Genomic DNA, 22,445 nt, shown 5'->3' with positions numbered 1-22,445 from the left:
GACACTTGAGCCACGCGTCAGGAGCCGATCCCGGTGAGGGACCGCACCTCCATCTCCGCGTGCTTGACCGGATCGGCCTTCGACCGGCCGACGAAGGTGCCCACGAACCCGCACAGGAACGAGAACGGGATCGACACCAGACCCGGGTTCTTCAACGGGAACCAGTGGAAGTCGACACTGGAGATGATCGAGTCCGCGGCCCCGGACATCACCGGCGAGAAGAACACGAGCACCAGGCTGGCGATCAGCCCGCCGTAGATACCCCACAGGGTTCCGGTGGTGTTGAAGCGTTTCCAGAACAGCGAGTACAGCAGCGTCGACAGGTTCGCCGACGCCGCGACGGCGAACGCCAGTGCCACCAGGAACGCGATGTTCTGTCCGTTCGCCAGGATGCCGCCGATGATCGCGAGCGCCCCGACGGCGACCGCGGTCAGCCGCGCGACGCGGACCTCCGCGGCCGGTTCCGCCTTGCCGCGCTTGAAGATGTTGGCGTACACGTCGTGCGCGAAGGACGCCGAAGCGGTGATCGTCAGGCCGGCGACGACGGCGAGGATGGTCGCGAAGGCCACCGCCGAGACGATGCCGAGCAGGAGGGTGCCGCCGATGTTCAGCGCGAGCAGCGGCGCCGCCGAGTTCTCCCCGCCGGGTGCGCTCTTGATCGCCTCCGGCCCGACCAGCGCGGCCGCGCCGAAGCCGATGACCAGTGTGCAGAGGTAGAAGATCGTCATGCACGCGGTCGCCCACACCACCGAGCGCCGCGCCTCGCGCGAGTTCGGCACCGTGTAGAAGCGCATCAGCACGTGCGGGAGCGCGGCGGCGCCCAGGACCAGCGCCAGCGCCAGCGAGACGAAGTCGAGCTTCGTGACCTCGCTCTTGCCGTAGGAACCGCCCGGCTCCAGCAGTTCGTCGCCGAGCGGGCTGTTGTCGGCGGCGGCCGCGAGCAGGTTCGAGAAACTGAACCCGAACTTGCCGAACAGGAACACGGTGATCAGCGCACCGGTCAGCAGCAGGATGGTCGCCTTGATGATCTGCACCCACGTGGTGCCCTTCATCCCGCCGACCAGCACGTACAGCACCATGATCACGCCGACGACGCCGATCACGAGCGCCTGGCCGATCCCGCCGTGGATGTCCAGCAGCAGCGCCACCAGTCCACCGGCGCCCGCCATCTGCGCGAGCATGTAGAAGAAGGAGATCACCAGGGTCGACGTCGCGGCCGCGGCGCGGACCGGGCGCTGCTTCATCCGGAAGCTCAGCACGTCGCCCATGGTGAAGCGGCCGGTGTTGCGCAGCAGTTCCGCGATCAGCAGCAGGTCGACCATCCACGCGACGAGGAACCCGATCGAGTAGAGGAAGCCGTCGTAGCCGTGGATCGCGATCGCCCCGGCGATCCCGAGGAACGACGCCGCCGAAAGGAAGTCACCCGAGAGGGCGATGCCGTTCTGGCGTCCGGTGAAGGCGCTGCCCGCCGCGTAGTAGTCCGAAGTGGAGGAGTTGCGCGTGCTGACGCGGTACACCACGTACAGGGTGATCGCGACGAACAGCGCGAAGACCGCGATGTTCAGCACCGGGTTGTTGTCGGGGATGCTCATCGCTCACCCGCTCCGACGGAGGCCCGCAGCGCCTCGACCTTGGGGTCGAGCCGCTTGTTCGCGAACTTCAGGTAGGCGATCGTGATCAGGATCGTGCTGGCGAACTGGCCGAGCCCGAGCAGGATGCCGACGTTCACCTCGCCCCACACCTTGCGGCTCATGAAGTCGTGGGCGTAGGCCGCCAGCAGCACGAACGTCATGTACCAGGTGAAGAACAGCACGCTCATCGGGAACACGAACCGCCGGAAGGTCTTGCGCAGCGCGACGAACTCCTTGCCGTGCTGGATCCGGTCGAAGTCCGGGCCCGCCGGGCGCGGCGGCGGGGGAGCGGACTGGCGCTGGCGCTCGCGGACGAACAGCGCGGGCATCTGCCCGGTGTCCTCCAGGGCGTTGCTCGCCGCGTAGGGACGCGCGACGTCGGGCATGGGTTCCTCCGGGGCTTGCATCCGTGGCGCGGTACGGGGAGCGCACATACTAACTACGGCTTCACCCGCTCTGAATAGGCGACCCCGGTTCCGCGAAGGCGTGAGCCGGTATTCGGTTTTACCTCGTATTAGTGTTTCGGAAAATCGTTTCGGCCGGAATGAACCGGCTTTATCACTCGTCATAGTGAGCGGAGTTGTCACGCGCGGTCGTCGCCCGAACGGCCCACTGCGGCAAACGACGGACGATGACCACGCTCTGTCCCTCAATTTGGTGACAGATCGTAGTTTCGCTACCCGGGGCCGCCGGGTTTCGATACCGTGCCCGCCATCCCGGACCGGGGAAGATCCCCCGCTTCGCCGGGTGTCTCGAAAGAAATCACCATGTCGGGCGACATCGAACCGGCTTGGGCGGCAAGGCCACAACATCGGGCACATATTTGGGCTTGACCCACCCGTTGGGGGCACGGAAAGTAGTTCGACCGGGCGACGCGGCTACCGTACGTAGGCTGATCGGGTGATTAGGACACCCTGTGCATCCGCGCAACCCGTAACCGGAATTCCCTCGTTTGTGACGCACGGGCGGTTTTCGGGGCGCGCGGATCGTTCGGAAGCACACTTTTCGCTGGTCAGCACCCGTGTACTGAACGGAATTGACGGCACCCGGATTGGTGTACGATTCTTTGGCCCGGCCGACCCGCAGTGATCGATTGGCAAAGAAAAGTTGATCTCGACGACCATGCACTTCGCAGGTTGCGACCTGCACGTGCAGGTGCAAGACCTCCCGGCGCGGACCGGTGTTCCTGGGGACACTGGCAGCGCGGGGAACGACGGACGAGGTCCTTCACGCCGCGATCGATCACGTGGTCAGGCCGGGGTCGAGTTCCCCGCAGGCAGGTACCTCGCGGGAACGGACGCCTCAGACCGTGCCAGGACGCCGGACAGGGAGTCACCTACGTGACCGTTGCAGGAGAAGGCCAAGTGCCGGTCGGGGAGCTGCTGGGACGCACTCCCCGGCCATCTCGGTGGGCCACCGGCTGGCGCACGCTCGTGCGCTGGCGGGACTGGAGCCTGCCGGTGAAGCTGTCGGCCGTGACGCTGGTGCCGATCCTCATCGCGCTGGCACTGGGCATCGCCACCATCGCCGGCCAGGTCGGCCGTTCCGACGGCTACCAGCGGCTCGACCGCCTCGTCGCGCTGAGCGGGCACATCCGCACCCTCACCGACGGCCTCGGCCGCGAACGCACCCAGTCCGCCGCCGGGCTGACCGCCGGCACCGTCGGCGGGACCCTGGAGCTCGGCTCGGCCCGCGCCGACGTCGACACCGCCATCCCGCTCTACGGTGCCGCCGCGTCCCGCGCGGTGGAGAACGAGCCGTCGCTCCGTCAGGCGCGGGAAGCCGCGGCCGCCCAGCTCGACCGGCTGCCCGACATCCGGCAGCGGGCGTCCTCCGGACAGCTCGACCCGGTCCAGGCGATCGGTGAATACACCGAGGTGACCACCGCGCTGCTCGCCCTCGACACCGCGCTGGCGGCCGGCGCCAGCCAGGACGACCTCGGCGGCACCCCGACGGCGCTGCACGACCTCGCCGTGATGAAGGAACAACTGTCGCTGAGCCAGGCGCTGGTCTCCTTCGGCATCGCGCGGTCGGGCCTCGCGCCGAGCGAGCTCGACCAGCTGCGCACCGCCGAACTCCGGCTGACCGACCGGCTCACCGACTTCCGCGCCGCCGCGTCGGAACGGCAACGCCAGGAATTCGGCGCCGCCGTCACCGACCAGGCGATGGAAAACCGGGACAGGCTGGCGAAAACGGCGCTCGGCGAGCAGGGAACCCCGTCGGCGCAAGCGTTCCGCACGTTGTCCGCACAGGGCTGGACCGACGCGTCGACCGCGGTGATCGGCAAGGTCGGCGAGGTCGCGAACAAATTCGGCGCCGAGACGAGCGCGGTGTCGGCCGAACTGGTCGACGACGCCAGCAGCGGCGCGGGCCTGCTCGCGGTCCTGCTGTTCGGCGCGATGGTGCTCGCCGTCGCCGTCGTCTTCCTCATCACCCGTCAGCTGCTGCGTTCGCTGAAGGTGTTGCGCGCCAGCGCACTCGACGTCGCGGAGAAGCAGCTGCCCGACGCGGTCCGCAACATCCAGGAGGGCCGTTCGCAGGGCACCGACGTGCGGCCGGTCCCGGTCGGCAGCGACGACGAGATCGGCGAGGTCGCCAGGGCCTTCGACAAGGTGCACCACCAGGCGCTGCGCCTGGCCACCGAGCAGGCCTCGATGCGCACCGGTTACAGCAACGTGTTCGTCAACCTCTCCCGCCGCAGCCAGAGCCTCGTGCAGCGGCAGCTGCAGCTGATCGAGCGGCTGGAGCGCGACGAAGAGGACGCCGACCAGCTGGCCACGCTGTTCCAGCTGGACCACCTCGCCACCCGGATGCGCCGCAACAACGAGAACCTGATGGTCCTTTCCGGCGCCGAGCCGGGCAGGCGGTCCGGTCAGCCCGTCTCCGCGACCGACGTCGTGCGCGCGGCGGTGTCCGAGATCGAGCAGTACCAACGGGTCACCGTGCAGAACCCGCCGCCGGTGCGGCTGGTCGGGTACGCGGCCAACGACCTGATGCGCCTGATCGCCGAGCTGCTGGACAACGCCACGGCGTTCTCCGCGCCGGAGACCCAGGTGACCGTCGCGACCAGGCTCGTCGAAGACGGCTCGTTCGGCATCGACATCCTCGACAAGGGCATCGGCATGAACGAGGCCGAGGTCGCCGAGGCCAACGCCCGGCTCACCGAAGCCCCCAACGTCGACCTCACCACTTCGCGCCGGATGGGCCTGTTCGTCGTCGGACGGCTGGCCAGCAGGCACCGCATCGGGGTCTCGCTGCACGGCGGCAAGGACATCGTCGGCGTGCGCGCCACCGTCTCGGTCCCGGCCGACCTCGTGATGGCCCCGCCCGGGGGAGACCCCGGCCCCGCGACCGGCCCGATCACCCAGCGGCTCGCGCCATTGCCGCCGCAGCAGCCGGGCGGCCTGCCCCGCCGCCAGCGGCCCGCGAACGGTTCGCGCCCGGCGATGCCGAGCGTCCCGTCGCAGGGCGGCGAGCGGTGGCCGTCGGCGGGCGATCTGGCCGGGCACACCAAATCCGGGGTGAACGGGCACAGCCACCCCCAGGAGGCGCGGCCGCCGTCGGATCTGGAGATCTCGGGGACGGCGCTGTTCAGCCCGATCCCCAGGGACGAGACGACACCGCCCGCGCCGGAGCCCCGCCGTCCCGAACCGGAACCCGCCGCCGAGCCCGAGCCCGAACCGGTCGCCAAGGAGGCGGACAAGCCCGCCCCGGCCGACGGCGATCTGCCCAGCGGCAAGGAACTGTTCGAGGCCAAGAACAACACGACGCTGAGCGAGTGGTGGAACCAGGCGGCCACCCCGGCGCCCGCCGCACCGGCGGCGCCGACCGCGGCGCCCAAATCGGAGACGACGCCGATCTTCGACGAGATGCTCTCGGCGTGGTTCCGTTCGCCCGCGCCCGCTCCGGAAAAGGTCGCGGCGGAACCCGCGGCCAAGAAGGAGAAGCCGGGGACGAAGGAGCCCGACGCGGAGAAGGCGGCCGAGGCCGCTTCCATCGCCGAGCAGGAAGCCCGCAACTGGGATTTCGCCAGCGACAAGGCCTTCCGCACGGTGCAGGAGGTCTCCCAGAACGCCCCGTCGACGTTCACCCAGGCCGGGTTGCCGCGTCGCCGCAAGGGCGAGCAGCTGCTGCCGGGCAGCGCGGCGTCGTCGATCCCGGCCGCCGAACCCGCCGCCAAAGCGGAACTGCCGGTCCGCGACCCGGCGAACGTGCGCGGTCGCCTCAGCAGCTTCCAGCAGGGCGTCAAACGAGGCCGCAAGGAAGCGGCGGACAAGGCCACGCCGGCCGCCGCCGAGACGGCGACCGCCCAGCCGGACACGAAGCCCGAGCCCGCGAAGGCACCCGAGCCGTCGAAGGCAGCTGACACGGCGAAGGCCCCCGAGGCCGCGAAGGCACCGGAGACGGCCGAGCGCCCCGCGGCCCCGCCCGCCGCGTTGCCGAGCAGGAAACCGCAGGCAGCGACCCCGGAACCGGAGCCGGTCGCCGCCACCGAGCGGACGGACGCCTGGAACTTCGGCTCCGACGAGGGCTGGAAAGCCGCCCAAGCGGTGTCCCAGTCCGTGCCCTCGCGGATGACTTCGGCAGGATTACCCAGGCGCCGTCGCGGGGAGCAGTTGCTCCCGGGCAGCGCGGGACCGCCCGCCGGGGCGGTCACCCCCCGACCACAGCGAGACGCGCACGACGTGCGCGGTCGCCTGAGCAGTTTCCAGCAGGGCATCCAGCGCGGACGGCACCACACAGCCCAGGCGACCGAAGCCAACCACGAAACCCTGGAGGGTGAATGACCTCGCCGAACCCGGCCCAGCCCCAGCAGAACCAGTTCGGGTGGCTGGTGAACGACTTCGCCGAGCGGGTACCCGGAGTGGCGCACGCCGTGGTCGTGTCGGCGGACGGCCTCCTGCTCACCGCGTCCAGCAGGCTCCCGCTGGACCGCGCCGATCAGCTGGCCGCCGTCGCGTCCGGCCTGGTGAGCCTGACCCAGGGCGCCGCGCGCTGCTTCGAGGCGGGCGCGGTCAACGAGACCGTCGTCGAGATGGAACTCGGCATCATGGTGCTGATGTCCATCAGTGACGGCTCCTGCCTGGCCATCCTCGCCGCCCCCAACTGCGACATCGGACAGGTCGCCTACGAGATGACGATGCTCGTCGATCGCGTCGGCCAGATCCTCACGCCGGAACTCCGCGCACAATTGCAGGGCGCCGGTGGGTCGCTGATCGGCGAACCGGTGGGATGATGTCCCGATGAGCACCGGATCCGGATCCTTCGGCGAACCGCCGGGGACGGGTGAACACCAGCCTCCGCACGCGGGGGCTGCCCATGCTGCCGGTTCACGGGACGACGGCACGTTCGCCGACGTCCTCAACGGCTTCACCTTGGATTCGGGTCGTGGTCGTCGGAAGCGCAAGAAGAGCAAGCAGTCAGAGGATCCCCAGGTGGGCGGGGCACACGCCACCGGGGAACCGGCAGTCCCGCAGCCGACCGATCAAGGAGACCGCGTGACCTCACTTGCCTCTCCACCCGACAGCGGCGCAGGTGCCGTCGGGCCGAGACCAGGTGGTCTTTTCGACCCGGGCCCGCCCAGCGGCGAGTTCATCATGCCCGCCGTCTTCGAGCAGGCGCCGTCGCCGCTCGAAGAGACGGCGATCGTCCGTCCCTATGCCCTCACCGGGGGCCGGACCAAGGCGAACTACGCTCTCGAGCTGGAGACCCTCATCTCCACCAAGGACCATGTCGCGGCGGGTAGCCTCCCCGCGGTGGCCGCGGACCAGATCGAGTGCGTCTCGATCATCGAGGAGTGCCGCACCCCGCGTTCGGTCGCCGAGATCGCGGCTACCCTGCGCGTACCACTGGGTGTGGCACGCGTGCTGATCAGCGACGCGGCGGACGCGGGATTGGTCAGCGTGCACAAGACGATTTCGGGCAATGACGGCGCCGAGGCACATCTGGTGTTGATGGAAAGGGTTTTGAGTGGACTCCGTCGGCTTTAAGGCACCGCGGGAAACCGCGCCCCCGACCATGACATCCGCGAAGATCGTCGTGGCGGGTGGCTTCGGTGCGGGCAAGACGACCTTCGTCGGTTCGGTGTCGGAGATCGTCCCGCTCACCACCGAGGCGATGATGACGGACGCCAGTCGGGGGATCGACAACCTCGACCAGACGCCCAACAAATCGACCACCACGGTCGCGATGGACTTCGGCCGGGTCTCCCTGGACGCGGACCTGATCCTCTACCTGTTCGGCACGCCCGGGCAGCAGCGGTTCTGGTTCATGTGGGACGACCTCGTCCGCGGCGCGATCGGCGCCGTGGTGCTGGCCGACACGCGACGGCTGGCCGACTCGTTCGCGCCGATCGACTTCTTCGAGGACCGGGGCCTGCCCTACATCGTCGGGGTGAACACCTTCGACGGCATCCTCGAGCACGACATCAACGACGTGCGTGAAGCGCTGTCGATCGACCCCAACATCCCGATCGTCCGGTGTGACGCGCGGGAGCGGGAGTCGACGAAGCAGACGCTGATCACGCTGGTCGAGTACGCGATGCGGCAGTGGATCGCGTTGCGGGCGAGCAACGCGAGGTGATCCTGACGGCGGCAGCGTAGGGGCTGCCGCCCAGGTTTCACGCCTTCTCGTAGGTCAGCAGGACCGCGCGCCCGTCCATCGTCCGGGTGCCGGTCAGCCGCAGGTTCGTGCGCACGCCGCCACCGAACACCTGCTTGCCGCCGCCGAGCACCACCGGGTGCACGACGACGTGGGCCTCGTCGATTAGGCCGCGGTCCGAGAGCGCGGTGGCGAGTTCGGCCCCGCCCATCAGCAGGAGGTCCTTACCGGGCCTGCTTTTGAGTTCGGTGACCCGTTCGGTGAGGTCGCCGCCGATCACCTCGGTGTTCCAGCCGGCCTTGTCCAGCGTCCGGGAGAACACGATCTTCGGCGTCTCGCGCCAGATCGGGGCGTACTCCAGGTCGTGCGGGTGGTCCGAGATCGTCTCGGCCTCCGGCCAGTACGACGACATCATCTCCCAGACGCGCCGCCCGTAGACGAGGGTGTCGGCGCGGCCGGTGAGTTCCTTGGAGTGGCCGGACAGGTCGGAGCCCATCTCGGCCCAGTCGAACTCGCCCTTCGGGCCTTCGATGTGGCCGTCGAGCGAGGTGTGGACGGCGTAGACGAGCTTGCGCATGGCTGGATCCCTTCGGTGTGGCGTCCCGCCTTCCGGGCGCCGGACACCGAGGGGTCGGAGCGGCCGCCGGGTTCTCGACACACCTCCCCGCGTTTAGTCCTCTGAATGCGCCCAGGCGCATTCAGAGGACTAAACGCGGGCGGCTCAGTACTCGTCGTGGCGCTTCCACCAGTGCCCGGGGCCGTCGGTCCCCCGACCGGACTCCTCCCAGGCCTCCTGCCGCCCGAGCGGCGTCAGGTCCAGGTAGCGCAGTGTCCCGATCAGCTGGTCCCCGCCACGGTTCGTGGTGAAGTAGGTGCGGAACACGTCGTCGCCGTCCCGCAGGAAGACGCTGACGCCGAAGCCGCCGTCGACACCGGAGTCCGGGTTGAAGGAGCCGAGGGTCGAGACCCAGGGCATGGTCCAGCCCATGCGCTCCTTGTACCGCTCGATCTCGGGCAGCGTCGCCGGCGCGACCACGTACAGCGTGGTGTCGCGGGCGTGCAGGTGGGCGAGGTGGCCGATGTTGTCCACGAGCATCGAGCAGCCGGGGCAGCCCGCCTTCTGCCCGGGCGCGAGCATGAAGTGGTAGACGATCAGCTGACGTCGGCCCTCGAAGAGGTCCAGCAGGGTCATCTTGCCCTGGGGGCCTTCGAATTCGTATCCGCTGTCGAAGCGGACCATCGGCAGGCGCCGCCGTTCGGCGGCGACCGCGTCGGCGGCCCGGGTGAGTTCTTTTTCCTTCGCCAGCAACGCGTCTCGGGCGATCTGCCATTCGCCGGCCGAGACGATCGGCGGCAGGGTGGCGGTCTCAGGCATCGTGTTCGCCTTTCTGAAGTTCGGCCAGGTGTTCTTCCATGCGGTCGAAACCGCCTTCCCAGAAGCGCCGGTACCGCTCGACCCACGCGGAGACGTCGCCGAGCGGGGCGGCCTCCAGCCGGCAGGGCCGCCATTGCGCCGTCCGGCTCCGGCTGATCAACCCCGCGCGCTCGAGGACCTTGAGGTGTTTCGAGACGGCCTGGAGGCTGACCGGAAAGGGTTCGGCCAGCTCGTTGACGCTGGCCTCGCCGGTGGCGAGCCGGGCGAGGATCGCCCGCCGGGTGGGGTCCGCCAGGGCGGCGAACGTGGCGCTGAGCTGATCAGTGGTCATCGCTGCTCAATCAATCGGTTGTTTAACCCTTGGGTTGAATATACTGGTGCGCCTTGATCTGTCAAGGACGAGTGAGAGCGCCGTCACGCGAGTGGATGGGTTTAAAACAGTAGGAAGTCCTAGTATTTTGGAGGGATGAGCAGCGATCTGCACCGGCCCGTGAACCCCGTTCGCTTCGTGACGGCGTCGAGCCTCTTCGACGGGCACGACGCGTCCATCAACATCATGCGGCGGATCCTGCAGTCGCAGGGCGCGGAGGTCGTGCACCTCGGGCACAACCGGTCGGTCGACGAGGTCGCCACCGCGGCCATCGCCGAGGACGTCCAGGGGGTGGCCATCAGCGCCTACCAGGGCGGGCACGTCGAGTACTTCTCGTACCTGGTCGAGCTGCTCAACGAGCGCGGCGCGGGGCATATCAAGGTGTTCGGCGGCGGTGGCGGCGTCATCGTCCGCGAGGAGATCGACCTGCTGCACTCGCGGGGTGTCGCGCGGATCTTCTCGCCGGAAGACGGCTACGAGATGGGCCTCCCGGGCATGATCAACCTGATGATCAAGGCCTGCGACACCGATCTCGCGGCGCAATCGCCCGGCTCGCTGGACAAACTGCTCTCGGGTGACATCCCGGCGCTGTCGCGGGTCATCACGCAGCTTCAACGCGAGGCCCTGCCGCAGGACGTGCTCGACAAGATCACGGAGGCAGCCAAGTCGCGGACCGTGCCGGTCCTCGGCATCACCGGGACGGGTGGTTCCGGCAAGTCGTCGCTCACCGACGAGCTGATCCGCCGGTTCCGGCTGGACCAGGAGGACAAGCTCCGCATCGCCGTGCTGGCCGTCGACCCGTCGCGCCGCAAGGGCGGGGGAGCGCTGCTCGGCGACCGCATCCGGATGAACTGCCTCGACGGCAGCCCGGTCTACTTCCGGTCCCTCGCCACGCGGACCACCAGCGGCGAGATCCCCACCGGGCTTTCCGAGTCCATCCTCGCCTGCAAGGCGGCGGGCTTCGACCTCGTGATCGTCGAGACGCCCGGCATCGGCCAGGGCGACGCCGGCATCGTCGACTACGTGGACCAGTCGCTGTACGTCATGACGCCGGAGTTCGGCGCGGCGTCGCAGCTGGAGAAGATCGACATGCTCGACTTCGCCGACGCGGTGGCGATCAACAAGTTCGAGCGCCGCGGCGCGGAAGACGCCCGTCGCGACGTCGCGCGCCAGCTCGTGCGCAACCGCGAGGCGTTCAGCTCCTCGCCCGAGGACATGCCGGTCTACGGCACCAGCGCCGCGAAGTTCAACGACGACGGCGTCACCGCGCTCTACCAGCACCTGCGCGACACCCTCGCCGAACGCGGGCTGACCGTGTCGGCCGGGGTGCTCCCGCACGTCGAAGGCAAGGTCTCCACCGACGCCAGCACGATCATCCCGGCGAACCGGACGCGCTATCTCGCGGAGATCTCCGAGACCGTCCGCGGCTACCACGCCAAGACCGAGCAGCAGGTCGCCGCGCTGCGCAAACGCGAGCACCTCGCCGCCGCCAAGGAGGCGCTGGCCGCCGTCGACGCGAGCACCGACGCGCTCGACGGCCTGCTCGCCGCCGCCGAGTCCGATGTGGACGGTGAATCGACGAATCTCCTGGCGCGCTTCCAGGAGCTGGCCGAGTCCTATCGTGCCGACGAGCTGGTCGTGAAGATCCGCGACAAGGAGCTGCACACCCAGCTCTGGCGCGACACGTTGTCCGGCAACCGGATCCCGCGCGTGGCGCTGCCGCGCTACACCGAATCCGGCGAGCTGCTGTCGTTCCTGCGCCGCGAGCATCTGCCCGGATACTTCCCTTACACCGCGGGCGTCTTCCCGTTCAAGCGCGAGGGTGAGGACCCGGCGCGCATGTTCGCCGGCGAGGGCGACCCGTTCCGGACCAACAAGCGGTTCAAGCTCCTCTCGGCCGATTCCGACGCGAAGCGCCTTTCGACCGCCTTCGACTCGGTGACGCTGTACGGGCACGACCCGCACACCCGGCCCGACATCTACGGCAAGGTCGGCACCTCGGGCGTCTCCATCGCGACGCTCGAAGACATGAAGGTGCTCTACGACGGCTTCGACCTGACCTCGCCGAGCACTTCGGTGTCGATGACGATCAACGGCCCGGCGCCGACGATCCTCGCGTTCTTCCTCAACACCGCGATCGACCAGCGGATGGCGGCGTTCAAGGCCGAGCACGGCCGCGAGCCGTCCGAAACCGAGGCCGCCGAACTGCGCGAATGGGCGCTGCGCAACGTCCGCGGCACCGTGCAGGCGGACATCCTCAAGGAGGACCAGGGGCAGAACACCTGCATCTTCTCCACCGAGTTCAGCCTGCGCATGATGGCCGACATCCAGGAATGGTTCATCGAGCACGGCGTCCGGAACTTCTACTCGGTGTCGATCTCCGGCTATCACATCGCCGAGGCCGGGGCGAACCCGATCTCGCAGCTGGCGTTCACCCTGTCGAACGGTTTCACCTACGTCGAGAGCTACCTCGCGCGCGGGATGGACATCGACGACTTCGCGCCGAACCTGTCGTTCTTCTTCTCCAACGGCATGGACGCCGAGTACTCGGTGCTGGGCCGGGTCGCGCGCCGGATCTGGGCGGTCGCGATGCGGGAGCGCTACGGCGCCAACGAGCGCTCGCAGAAGCTCAAGTACCACGTGCAGACCTCCGGCCGGTCGCTGCACGCGCAGGAGATGAGCTTCAACGACATCCGCACCACACTGCAGGCGCTGTGCGCGCTCTACGACAACGCGAACTCGTTGCACACCAACGCTTTCGACGAGGCGATCACCACGCCGTCGGAGAGCTCGGTGCGCCGCGCGATGGCCATCCAGATGATCATCAACAAGGAATGGGGCCTGTCGAAGAACGAGAACCCGCTGCAGGGCTCGTTCATCATCGACGAGCTGACCGACCTGGTCGAAGAGGCCGTACTGCTGGAATTCGACCGGATCTCCGAGCGCGGCGGGGTGCTGGGCGCGATGGAGACCGGCTACCAGCGCGGCAAGATCCAGGACGAGTCGATCCTGTACGAACGCCAGAAGCACGACGGCACGCTGCCGATCATCGGCGTCAACACCTTCCGCAACCCGAACGGCGGCGAGAACGACGTCGAGGTGGAACTCGCGCGGGCGACCGAGGACGAGAAGCGTTCGCAGCTGGAGCGGCTCGAGGACTTCCAGCGCCGCCACCACGCCGAGGCGCAGGTCGCGCTCAAGACGCTGCGCGAGGCCGCGACCCGCGGCGGCAACCTGTTCGGTGTCCTGATGGACGCGGCGCGGGTGTGCTCGCTGGGCCAGATCACCGAGGCGTTCTTCGAAGTGGGCGGGCAGTACCGGCGCAACGTCTAGCGGCACGGGAATATCGCGGCGCGTGTCCGGGTAGTTGCTGGACATGGAGATCGGAATCGCCACCTTCATCACCGATGAAGGCATCAGGCCGGACGTCCTCGCCGCGGCAGCCGAAGAGCGCGGCTTCAGCTCGCTCCACATCGCGGAGCATTCGCATATCCCGGTCAGCCGGGAAACGCCGTACCCGGGCGGCGGCGAATTGCCGCGCGTGTACTACCGGACCCTGGACCCGTTCGTCGCGCTGACGGCGGCGGCCGGGGCCACGTCGACCCTGAAGCTGGGGACGGGCGTCGCGTTGCTGCAGCAGCGCGACGTCATCCACACGGCGAAGGAGGTCGCTTCGCTGGACCTCGTCTCGCGGGGCCGGTTCGTCTTCGGCGTCGGCGTCGGCTGGAACCGGGAGGAAATGCGCAATCACGGCACGGATCCGCGCACCCGCGGCGCGCTCGTCGACGAGCAGCTCGCCGCGCTGAAGGAGATCTGGACGAAGGACGAGGCCGAATTCCACGGCGAGCACGTCGACTTCGACCCGATCTTCGCGTGGCCGAAGCCGGTGCAGAAACCGCATCCGCCCATCTACATCGGCGGCGCGGGGCAGAAGGCGATGGAGCGGATCGCCAAGTTCGGCGACGGCTGGCTGCCGCACGCGCACACCCCGCCGGAGGAGCTCCGCCGGGCACGGCAGTGGCTGGCCGGCCAGGGACGCGAGGACATCAGGTTCTCGGCCTTCGGTGCCACGCCGGAAGAGGACGCGCTGGGCAGGCTCGTCGAGGGCGGCGTCGACGAGGCGACGCTCTTCCTGCCGACCGAGCCCGAAGCGGCGACACTGGACCGACTCGACCAGTTCGCGAAGGTCGCCGAGAGCTTTCGAAAGGGGCAGCAGGCGTGACTGAGGTTCAAATCGGCTTGGCCGCGGCGTTGGAGCAGTTCTCCCCGCGCGAGTCGATCCGGCTGGCCGCGCTGGCCGAACAGCACGGGTTCTCCGGCCAGATGGCGGCCGACCACTTCCAGCCGTGGGTCCCTCAACAGGGTGAAGCGTCGTTCGTGTGGAGCGTGCTCGCGTCGTTGGCGGAGAACACCACGGGCGACCTCGGGCCGGGCGTGACGTGCCCGTCGTTCCGGCTGCACCCGTCGATCGTCGCGCAGGCCGCGGCGACGCTGGAGGCGACCTATCCGGGCCGGACGTGGCTCGGTATCGGGTCCGGCGAAGCGCTCAACGAGCACATCATCGGCGGTTACTGGCCCGAAGCGCCCGAGCGGGTCCGGCGGATGTTCGAGGCGCTGGAAGTCATCCGGAAGCTGTTCACCGGCAAGGACGTCAAGCACAGCGGCGAGTTCTTCAAACTGCACACCACCCGGCTGTGGACGCTGCCGGACGAGCCGCCGCCGATCTACATCGCGTCGGCCGGGCCGTACACCTCGCGCAAGACCGGTGAGCTCGCGGACGGGCTGATCACGCCGGGCGCGTCGATCGAGAAGCTGGCGGGGATCCTCGACAACTTCGGCACCGGCGCGCGCAAGGCGGGCAAGGACCCGGACTCGATGCCGAAGCTGCTGCAGGTGCACCTGTCGTGGGCCGAGGACGACGAGACGGCGTGGGCCAACGCGCTCGACCAGTGGCCCAACGGCGGCATGAAGTTCCCGAAGGCCGACATCCGCTCGCCGTTCGACTTCGCGCAGATGGCGAAACTGGTGCGGCGTGAGGACTTCGAGGGACGCATGGTCGTGTCGTCCGATCCGGACGTGCACCGCGCGGCGCTGCAGAAGTACGTCGACGCCGGCTTCAACCGGATCTACATCCACAACGTGGGGCGGAACCAGGATCAGTTCATCGAGACCTTCGGGCGGGACGTGCTGCCCAAGCTGACCGCCTGACGCGCGCTATGAACGGGACGTTCCTTGCAAATTTCACAAGGAACGTCCCGTTCATAGCGTTCAGACGTTCTTGTCCAGCAGCAGGTGCACCGACAGCTCCAGCCGGTTCGCGACGTCGGCCGCCGACGCGCGCCGGGTCACCCAGGCGACCAGGTTCGCCATCCAGACGTCGGCGATGACGTGGAAGATGTCGCGATCGGCCTCGGTCGGATCCTCGATGCCCATGGCCTTGGCGAACATGTTCTCCATCAGCCGCCCGACCTGCTCGACCTCGGCGGCCGCGGTCGTGTCGGCGAACATGAACGCGCGGACCATCGCCTCGGTCAGATGCGGATCCCGCTGCATCAGCCGGGTGTTGCGGCCGAGGACGAACATCAGCCGCTCGCTCGGGGTGTCGCCGGGGATGGCGGCGCGGTCGAGTTTCTCCTGCGCGCGCTCGAATTCCCTGGCCAGCCCGGAAACCAGCAGGTGGATCTTGGAGGGGAAGTAGCGGTACAGCGTGCCGAGCGCGACGTCCGCCTTCTCGGCGACCGCCCGCATCTGGACCGCGTCGTACCCGCCCTTCGCGGCGAGCGTCAGGGTCGCGTCGATGATGCGGCGCCGCCGGTCGCGTTGGGCCGCGGACCCGAGTTCCTCGCCGCCCAGCGCGGAGAGACCGTTGCCGCTTCGCGCCTTCGCGCTCGTGGGTGCCTTGGCCTTCCCTGGCATCGCCACGTCCCCCTTCGTCGGAACTTGTTCCACTTTCCTCACGTAGCGTACCTAAGCGGACGAACTGTTCAAGACGTGACCCACTGGGCAAGAAACTGTAACACGTTCTACACTCGCGGGTAGGTCCGGCGAGGAGGTCTCACCCGTGTCGATCGCGCTCACCGAAGAACAGGCGGCCCTGGCCGCGTCGATCCGCGCCTGGGCGACGTCCGCCCGTCCCGTCGACGCCGTCCGAAGTGGCCGGATCGCCGAGCCGCCGCCCGGGCTGGCGGAACTCGGGCTGTTCGGCGTGGCGATTCCCGAAGACGTCGGCGGCGCCGGCGGCACGCTCGCCGATCTGGCCGCCGGGCTCGCCGAAGCAGCCGAAGCGCTCGTACCCGGCCCTGTCCTCGGGACGGCGTTGGGTGGGGCGTTGCTCGCGACGGTTCCCCAGACCGCCAAGGAGATCCTGCCCGGTCTCGCCGACGGGACCGAACGGCTGGCGGTGGTGCTGGGCGGCGGTTTCCGTATCGCGGACGAGGTGGTCGACGGCGAATCGGGACCGGCTCTCGATGTTCACCCGTCGGCGTGGACGCTGGTCTCCGACGGCACGGTGTCCGCCCTCATTCCGCCCGGAGCGTCCGGAATGGACATTCAGCAGGGTGAGCCGTTCGACCTCTCGCGTGCGGTCGGCCGCGTCCGATGCGAAAAGGTGCGGCCCGAAGCGGTTTTCGAGGCGTTGCCGGTGGATGCCTACGCCGCCACGCTCGGCGCCGCCGAAGCCGCGGGAATCGCCCGATGGTGTCTCCGGACGGCCGTCGAGTACGCGAAGGTGCGGGAGCAGTTCGGCCGTCCCATCGGGGCGTTCCAGGCGATCAAACATCTGTGCGCGGAAATGCTGTGCCGGGCCGAAGCCACCGACGCGCTCGCGTGGGACGCGGCGAGGGCGGCCGAAGATCCCGCGCAGCACTCCCTCGCGGCCGCGACGGCCGCGGCCTACGCGCTCGACGCGGCCGTGGCCAACGCGAAGGACTGCATCCAGGTCCTCGGCGGCATCGGATTCACCTGGGAGCATGACGCGCACTTCTACCTGCGTCGCGCCGTCGCCCTGCGGCAGTGGCTCGGCGGTTCCGCCCGCTGGCGCCGTCGCGCGGCCGAACTCGCGCTGCGCGGTGACCGCCGGACGTTGAGCGTCGACGTCGGTGAAGACGCCGAACTCCGTGACGTGGTCAGCGAAATCGCCGCCCTGCCCGAGCCGGAACGGCGGGTCGCGCTGGCCGATTCGGGACTGCTCGCCCCGCATTGGCCCGCGCCGTACGGCAGGGGCGCCACGGCCGCCGAGCAACTGCGGATCGACGCCGCGCTCGACGACGCGGGGGTCCGCCGTCCGGATCTGGTCATCGGCGGCTGGGCCGTGCCGACGTTGCTGGAACACGGCTCCCCGGCGCAGCGAGAACGATTCGCCGCACCGACATTGCGCGGCGAGATCACCTGGTGCCAGTTGTTCAGCGAGCCGGGGGCGGGTTCGGATCTCGCGTCGCTGCGCACGACGGCCCGCCGTGCCGACGGGGGATGGCTGCTCAACGGCCAGAAGGTGTGGACTTCGCTCGCGCGCGAAGCCGACTGGGCGATCTGCCTCGCGCGCACCGACCCGGACGCGCCGAAACACCAGGGGATCACCTACTTCCTGGTCGACATGACCACCGACGGGATCAGTACGCGGCCCCTGCGCGAGATCACCGGCGACGCCGTCTTCAACGAGGTGTTCCTCGACGACGTGTTCGTCCCCGACGAGATGGTGGTCGGGGAGATCGACGGCGGCTGGCGGCTCGCGCGGACGACGCTGGCGAACGAACGGGTCGCCCTCGGGAGCGGCTCGGCGGTGGGGGAGGGCGTCGAGAACCTGCTCGCCACCCTGGGCGACGGCGCCGACCTGGAGGAACTCGGCGCGCTGATCGCCGACGGGAGCGCGTGTTCGGTGCTGGACCTGCGGGCGACGCTGCGGCGGCTCGACGGGCAAGACCCGGGCGCCGAATCGAGTGTGCGCAAACTGCTGGGCGTGCGGCATCGGCAGGCGGTGGCGGAGTTCGCGCTGGAATCGCTCGGTGAGCGCGCCCTCGTGGACGGTGACCCGGCGCAGCACGAGTTCCTGCTGACCCGGTGCCTCAGCATCGCGGGCGGGACGACCCAGGTGCTGTTGTCGCTGACGGCAGAGCGGTTGCTGGGGCTGCCGCGGTCCTGAAAGTACCTGTCACGCCGGTTCCGAGTGTCATGAAAGGGCCGTTCAGGACGTTTCGTGTCCTGAACGGCCCTTTCATGACACCGCCGCCCGGGAGATGTCGGTCCGGTGCTCTAGCGTGCGGGGCGTGGAGTTCGGCACAGGAACCCAGGCCACCTTCGTCCCCTCGGATCCCCCGCGGGACGGAGTGCTGGCGCTCTGGGGAGACGGCGTAGCGGGTGACACCGCGATCGAACTCGTGCTGCCGGTGGGGAAGGTCTTCCGGCGCACGAAGGTCGACGCGGCACTCGTCCCGTTGTCACGCGCGATTCCGCGGCTGCTCACCGCGGAGGGTGAGCTGAGCCCGGCCATCGCCGCGTGGTCGGCCGTCGCCGAGGCCGGGGTGAACCTGATCGCCCGCGGCAGGTTGCTGCCCGCGGCCTCACCCGGCGGGGTGGATTCGTGGCGGGTCGGCCCGCTCGACGTCGCCGACGAGGAGATGCTGCGCGGGCTCGCCGCCGCGTTGCCTCCCGAGGCGCACGCGCTGCCGTTGTCCGGGCTGAAACGGATCCGGCTGCATTCGCCGGAGTCGTTGATCCGCGCGCTCTGGGACGCGACGGCGGACGTGCTGGTCCGCACACCCGCCGCGAGCGTGGCGGCGGGCGGTCCGGCGTTCGCGGCCACCCAGCCGACGCTGGTCGGGCCGGACGGCGCCGCGTGGTTGGCGGAACTGAGCGCCCGGCAGGCCCAGGGCGCGCATCTCGTCCTGCGCATGGAGGTGCACGAACCCGAAAACCCCGAAGACGACCCCACGTTCGAGGCCGTCCTCGCCGTGCGGAGCGCCGCCGATCCGAGCCTGATCGTCGAGGCGGCGACACTGTGGGACGCGCCGGAGGCGGTGCTGGAACGCATGGGCGAGCAGGTCGAGACGCAGCTGCTGCTCGGTCTGCGCCGGGGTGCCAGGGCGTGGGCGCCGCTCGGCCGCATGCTCCAGTCCGCCGCGCCGACCGGGCTGGCGCTGGACTACGACGAGGTCGTCGACCTGCTGACCCACGGCGACGCGGCGCTGGGCGGTGCCGGCATCGAGGTGCAGTGGCCGAAAGACCTCTTCGCGGGCGAGCTCAAGGCGAAGGCGAGCGCGACGCAGGCCCCGGGCAGCGTCACCGGGCCCGAGTTCACGCTCAAGAGCCTGCTGCGGTTCCGCTGGCGGATGAGCCTCGGCGACGAAGACCTCACCGACGCCGAGGTCACCGCGCTCGCGGAGGCGAAGCGGCCGCTGGTGCGGCTGCGGGGCAAATGGGTCAAGGTCGACGCGCGTCTGATCGCCAAGGTGCGCGCCCACCGGGCGAAGAAGCTGTCCGGGGCCGAGGCGCTGGCCGCGGCGCTCACCGGCGAACTGGAGCTGGACGGCGAAAAGGTCGAGTTCACCGCCCCGTCGGCGCTGACCGGGCTGCTCCAGCGGATCCGCGACAGCGCGGCGGAACCGATCGAGCAGCCCGCCGAACTGAAGGCCACCCTGCGGCCGTACCAGAAGGCCGGGCTCGCCTGGCTGGCGACGATGACCGGGCTCGGTCTCGGCGCCTGCCTCGCCGACGACATGGGGCTCGGCAAGACGATCCAGCTCATCTCCCTGCACCTGCACCGCCGCCCGCGCGGCGAGGGGCCGACGCTCGTCCTGTGCCCGACGTCGTTGCTGGGCAACTGGGAGCGCGAATTCGCCCGGTTCGCGCCGGACATCCCGGTGCGCCGGTTCCACGGTGGCGGGCGGCATCTCGACGAGGTCGCGCCGGACGAGGTCGTGCTCGCCACGTACGGTGTGCTCCGCCGCGATCGCGAAGCACTGTCCGAAGTGGACTGGGGGATGATCGCCGCCGACGAGGCGCAGCACGTGAAGAACCCGCTTTCGGTCACCGCCAAGGAATTGCGGAAGATCCCGGCCGCCGCGAAGGTGGCGCTGACCGGGACGCCGATGGAGAACCGGCTCACCGAACTCTGGTCCATCGTCGACTGGACGACGCCGGGGCTGCTCGGTTCGCTCGACGGGTTCCGCCGCAAGGTCGCCCGCCCGATCGAGCGGGACCGGGACACCGCGGCGACCGAACGGCTCGCCGCGACCGTCCGCCCGTTCCTGTTGCGCCGCAAGAAGACCGACCCGGACATCGCGCCAGAACTCCCGCGCAAGACCGAGACCGACCGGTTCGTCCCGCTCACCGCCGAGCAGACGACGCTGTACGAGGCCGTGGTCCGGGAGAATCTCGCGATGATCCGCGAGCTGGACGGGGTGGCCCGGCGTGGGCAGGTGCTCAAACTGCTCACCGAACTCAAACAGATCTGCAACCACCCGGCGCAGTACCTCAAGGAACCCGGCGTGCTGCACGGCCGGTCCGGCAAGCTCGCCGCGTTCGAGGAACTGCTCGACGTCATCCTCGACGAGGGCGACAGCGTGCTCGTGTTCAGCCAGTACGTCCAGCTGTGCCGTCTGCTGGAGAAACGCCTGGCGGAACGCGGCCTGCCGACGATGCTGCTGTCCGGATCGAGCACGCCCAAGGTCCGGGAGGACATGGTCGCCCGGTTCCAGGCCGGCGAGGTCCCGGTCTTCCTGCTCTCGCTCAAGGCGGGCGGGGTCGGGCTCAACCTGACCAAGGCCACCCACGTGATCCACTACGACCGCTGGTGGAACCCGGCTGTCGAGGATCAAGCCACCGACCGCGCGTACCGGATCGGGCAGGATCGGCCGGTCCAGGTGCACCGGCTGATCGCCGAAGGCACGCTCGAGGAGCGCATCGCCAAGGTCCTGGAGACCAAACGCGGGCTGGCCGACGCGGTCATCGGCGCCGGCGAGGACTGGATCACCGAGCTGTCCGACGACGAACTGGCCGATCTGGTCCGGCTCGGGGAGCCGTGATGCCCGGCGCGACAGGGCGGAAACGACGCACCTTCGGCAACACGTGGTGGGGCAAGGCATGGGTCGAGGCGCTGGAGGAACGCGCCAAACTCGACCCGAACCGCCTGCCGCGAGGCCGGACGTACGCGCGCAAAGGCACCGTCAGCAAGCTCGCGGTCGGCGCGGGGGAGGTGACGGCCTGGGTGCAGGGCAGCCGGGCGGTGCCGTACCGGGTGACCATCCACATGCGGGCGTTCACCGAGTCGCAGTGGGAGAGCCTGCTCGGCATGGTCGGCTCGCGGCTAGGGCACGTCGCCGCCCTCCTCGACGGCGAACTGCCCGGCGAGCTGGCCGAGGACGCGCGCAGCGCCGGCGCGGATCTGCTGCCCGGCCCCGGCGATCTGCGGCCGAAGTGCTCCTGCCCGGACAGCGCGAACCCGTGCAAACACGTCGCCGCGGTGTACTACCTGGTCGCGGACGAGGTCGACGCCGACCCGTTCGTGCTGTTCCTGTTGCGCGGCAGGCCGAGGGAGGCGGTGCTCACGGAACTGCGGTCCCGCCGCGCGCCCGCGGGCGCGCCGGGCAAGCGGATGCGCGCCCCCGCCGCGCCCGGGGTCGACCCGAAGCGGGCCTACACCCGGCGGATCGCCGCGCTGCCGCCGCGACTGGCCGTCCCGGGCACGGTCGGCCCGCCCGCGGTCCTCGACGTCGACCCGCCGCACCGCACCGGCTGGAGCGGGGAGATGTTCGTCGAGCTGGCCGCCGATGCCGCCGCGAGGGCCTGGGAACTGCTGGTCATGGGGCCCGAGCGGGAAGCGGAGCTGTCGTTCGAGGAGGACCTCGCTCGCCGCGCGGCGGCGAGCGATCCCGATGTGGTCACCGAACTCGCCGAAGCGGCCGGGGTGGCGGTGCGGGATCTGGCCCTCTGGGCGCAGGCCTGGCGTGAGGCGGGCCGGGGCGGGATGGCGGTGGTCCGGGAGGCGTGGCCGCCAGGGCAGGCGCCGCTCGCCCAGGCCAAGGCGGACCTCGCCGAGTCGGGATTGCCGGGAGAGCCCAAGATCTGGCGGAACCGGATCACCCAGGGCGACCTGCAACTGCGCTACGGCCGCGACGAACGGTGGTACCGCTTCGTGCGCGACGGCGAGGGCTGGCGGGTCGACGGCCCGTCCTCCGCCCGGCCGACCGATGTGATCTACCCGCCCTGACCTCGCTGCGAGTCGTCCGTCCAGACACGCGAGTCGTCCGTCTGATCACGCGAGTCGTCCAGCCGGTCACGCAAGTCCGCCAGTAGGTGTCCAGGACACGGTTGGCTCCAACGGTCCTTGCCGTTCACGAGACGCGCCCCACCACGCCGCTGGCTCGCTCGCCCCTCAAGTACATGAAGGCCCCCTTCCTTGCGCTAGCCGCAAGGAAGGGGGCCTTCATGTACTTGAGGAAGGTGTGGAGTGCCTTCACGCGCGGCCGCTGTGACT

16 protein-coding genes are annotated in these 22,445 nt (G+C 69.6%); 10 read left to right on the top strand and 6 right to left on the bottom strand.

Translation table 11 applies throughout. The features are described from left to right. Positions 1–17: 17 nt before the first annotated feature. Both DMC64_RS32365 and DMC64_RS32360 read right to left on the bottom strand, forming a co-directional pair. Positions 18–1,592, bottom strand: coding sequence for a cation acetate symporter (locus tag DMC64_RS32365; RefSeq protein ID WP_037343421.1), 1,575 nt, complete (start codon positions 1,590–1,592; stop codon positions 18–20). Beyond that, on the bottom strand, positions 1,589–2,017 hold the full coding sequence (locus tag DMC64_RS32360) for a DUF485 domain-containing protein (RefSeq protein WP_037343422.1): 429 nt from the start codon (positions 2,015–2,017) through the stop codon (positions 1,589–1,591). Before DMC64_RS32360 ends, DMC64_RS32365 begins: the two co-directional genes overlap by 4 nt. Positions 2,018–2,995: 978 nt before the next feature. Between DMC64_RS32360 and DMC64_RS32355 the strand changes: the two genes are divergently transcribed. The 4 genes from DMC64_RS32355 to DMC64_RS32340 are packed head-to-tail and all read left to right on the top strand — an operon-like array spanning position 2,996 to position 8,213. Beyond that, the gene (locus tag DMC64_RS32355; RefSeq protein ID WP_125736623.1) at positions 2,996–6,418 is read left to right on the top strand and encodes a nitrate- and nitrite sensing domain-containing protein; all 3,423 of its coding nucleotides are present in this window, start codon (positions 2,996–2,998) and stop codon (positions 6,416–6,418) included. Continuing rightward, positions 6,415–6,867: a roadblock/LC7 domain-containing protein gene (locus tag DMC64_RS32350; protein ID WP_005166055.1), complete on the top strand. Its 453-nt coding sequence runs from the start codon at positions 6,415–6,417 to the stop codon at positions 6,865–6,867. Before DMC64_RS32355 ends, DMC64_RS32350 begins: the two co-directional genes overlap by 4 nt. A 7-nt stretch (positions 6,868–6,874) precedes the next feature. Continuing rightward, positions 6,875–7,621 carry a DUF742 domain-containing protein gene (locus DMC64_RS43030; protein ID WP_199755164.1) on the top strand — a complete coding sequence of 249 codons (747 nt, stop codon included), beginning with the start codon at positions 6,875–6,877 and terminating at the stop codon, positions 7,619–7,621. Between the two features lie 28 nt (positions 7,622–7,649). Continuing rightward, on the top strand, positions 7,650–8,213 hold the full coding sequence (locus DMC64_RS32340) for an ATP/GTP-binding protein (protein WP_007033694.1): 564 nt from the start codon (positions 7,650–7,652) through the stop codon (positions 8,211–8,213). 37 nt (positions 8,214–8,250) lie between these two features. Here the strand turns inward: DMC64_RS32340 and DMC64_RS32335 are convergent, their stop codons facing one another. The 3 genes from DMC64_RS32335 to DMC64_RS32325 form a co-directional block, all read right to left on the bottom strand. Continuing rightward, entirely contained in the window at positions 8,251–8,808 is a 558-nt protein-coding gene (locus tag DMC64_RS32335; RefSeq protein ID WP_125736562.1) for a dihydrofolate reductase family protein, read from the bottom strand. Between the two features lie 144 nt (positions 8,809–8,952). Then, the gene (locus tag DMC64_RS32330; protein ID WP_125736561.1) at positions 8,953–9,606 is read right to left on the bottom strand and encodes a DUF899 domain-containing protein; all 654 of its coding nucleotides are present in this window, start codon (positions 9,604–9,606) and stop codon (positions 8,953–8,955) included. Continuing rightward, positions 9,599–9,937: a helix-turn-helix transcriptional regulator gene (locus DMC64_RS32325; RefSeq protein ID WP_038516088.1), complete on the bottom strand. Its 339-nt coding sequence runs from the start codon at positions 9,935–9,937 to the stop codon at positions 9,599–9,601. The genes DMC64_RS32330 and DMC64_RS32325 overlap by 8 nt, the downstream gene beginning before the upstream one ends. Positions 9,938–10,072: 135 nt before the next feature. Between DMC64_RS32325 and icmF the strand changes: the two genes are divergently transcribed. From icmF to DMC64_RS32310, 3 genes are read left to right on the top strand one after another with little or no spacing between them, the layout of a single operon-like run. Beyond that, positions 10,073–13,309, top strand: coding sequence for a fused isobutyryl-CoA mutase/GTPase IcmF (gene icmF, locus DMC64_RS32320; RefSeq protein WP_125736560.1), 3,237 nt, complete (start codon positions 10,073–10,075; stop codon positions 13,307–13,309). A 43-nt stretch (positions 13,310–13,352) separates the two neighbouring features. Then, a complete protein-coding gene (locus DMC64_RS32315; RefSeq protein WP_125736559.1) occupies positions 13,353–14,198 on the top strand; it encodes an LLM class F420-dependent oxidoreductase in 846 nt (281 codons plus the stop codon). Then, positions 14,195–15,184, top strand: coding sequence for a TIGR03557 family F420-dependent LLM class oxidoreductase (locus tag DMC64_RS32310; RefSeq protein ID WP_125736558.1), 990 nt, complete (start codon positions 14,195–14,197; stop codon positions 15,182–15,184). The genes DMC64_RS32315 and DMC64_RS32310 overlap by 4 nt, the downstream gene beginning before the upstream one ends. 60 nt (positions 15,185–15,244) lie before the next feature. Here DMC64_RS32310 and kstR read toward each other — a convergent pair whose 3' ends face one another. Then, complete coding sequence (kstR, locus tag DMC64_RS32305; protein WP_038523880.1) at positions 15,245–15,892, bottom strand: cholesterol catabolism transcriptional regulator KstR; 648 nt, start codon at positions 15,890–15,892, stop codon at positions 15,245–15,247. A 145-nt stretch (positions 15,893–16,037) separates the two neighbouring features. Between kstR and DMC64_RS32300 the strand changes: the two genes are divergently transcribed. The 3 genes from DMC64_RS32300 to DMC64_RS32290 all read left to right on the top strand — a co-directional run bounded on the left by DMC64_RS32300 (position 16,038) and on the right by DMC64_RS32290 (position 22,178). Next, a complete protein-coding gene (locus tag DMC64_RS32300) occupies positions 16,038–18,113 on the top strand; it encodes an acyl-CoA dehydrogenase (RefSeq protein ID WP_125736557.1) in 2,076 nt (691 codons plus the stop codon). 94 nt (positions 18,114–18,207) lie between these two features. Continuing rightward, entirely contained in the window at positions 18,208–20,994 is a 2,787-nt protein-coding gene (locus DMC64_RS32295; protein WP_370325206.1) for a DEAD/DEAH box helicase, read from the top strand. After that, entirely contained in the window at positions 20,994–22,178 is a 1,185-nt protein-coding gene (locus tag DMC64_RS32290) for an SWIM zinc finger family protein (protein WP_125736555.1), read from the top strand. The genes DMC64_RS32295 and DMC64_RS32290 overlap by 1 nt, the downstream gene beginning before the upstream one ends. Positions 22,179–22,445: the final 267 nt, after the last annotated feature.

Source organism: Amycolatopsis sp. WAC 04197, from assembly GCF_003947475.1.
GTDB classification, from domain to species: Bacteria; Actinomycetota; Actinomycetes; order Mycobacteriales; family Pseudonocardiaceae; genus Amycolatopsis; species Amycolatopsis japonica.
This window is presented reverse-complemented; position numbering and strand designations above follow the sequence as displayed.

Excerpts from the sequence above, each read along its gene's own strand:
- DMC64_RS32365 (WP_037343421.1), bottom strand. The coding sequence starts at position 1,592 with ATGAGCATCCCCGACAACAACCCGGTGCTGAACATCGCGGTCTTCGCG.
- DMC64_RS32360 (WP_037343422.1), bottom strand. The coding sequence starts at position 2,017 with ATGCCCGACGTCGCGCGTCCCTACGCGGCGAGCAACGCCCTGGAGGAC.
- DMC64_RS32350 (WP_005166055.1), top strand. The coding sequence starts at position 6,415 with ATGACCTCGCCGAACCCGGCCCAGCCCCAGCAGAACCAGTTCGGGTGG.
- DMC64_RS43030 (WP_199755164.1), top strand. The coding sequence starts at position 6,875 with ATGAGCACCGGATCCGGATCCTTCGGCGAACCGCCGGGGACGGGTGAA.
- DMC64_RS32340 (WP_007033694.1), top strand. The coding sequence starts at position 7,650 with ATGACATCCGCGAAGATCGTCGTGGCGGGTGGCTTCGGTGCGGGCAAG.
- DMC64_RS32335 (WP_125736562.1), bottom strand. The coding sequence starts at position 8,808 with ATGCGCAAGCTCGTCTACGCCGTCCACACCTCGCTCGACGGCCACATC.
- DMC64_RS32330 (WP_125736561.1), bottom strand. The coding sequence starts at position 9,606 with ATGCCTGAGACCGCCACCCTGCCGCCGATCGTCTCGGCCGGCGAATGG.
- DMC64_RS32325 (WP_038516088.1), bottom strand. The coding sequence starts at position 9,937 with ATGACCACTGATCAGCTCAGCGCCACGTTCGCCGCCCTGGCGGACCCC.
- icmF (WP_125736560.1), top strand. The coding sequence starts at position 10,073 with ATGAGCAGCGATCTGCACCGGCCCGTGAACCCCGTTCGCTTCGTGACG.
- DMC64_RS32315 (WP_125736559.1), top strand. The coding sequence starts at position 13,353 with ATGGAGATCGGAATCGCCACCTTCATCACCGATGAAGGCATCAGGCCG.
- kstR (WP_038523880.1), bottom strand. The coding sequence starts at position 15,892 with ATGCCAGGGAAGGCCAAGGCACCCACGAGCGCGAAGGCGCGAAGCGGC.
- DMC64_RS32295 (WP_370325206.1), top strand. The coding sequence starts at position 18,208 with ATGTCGGTCCGGTGCTCTAGCGTGCGGGGCGTGGAGTTCGGCACAGGA.
- DMC64_RS32290 (WP_125736555.1), top strand. The coding sequence starts at position 20,994 with ATGCCCGGCGCGACAGGGCGGAAACGACGCACCTTCGGCAACACGTGG.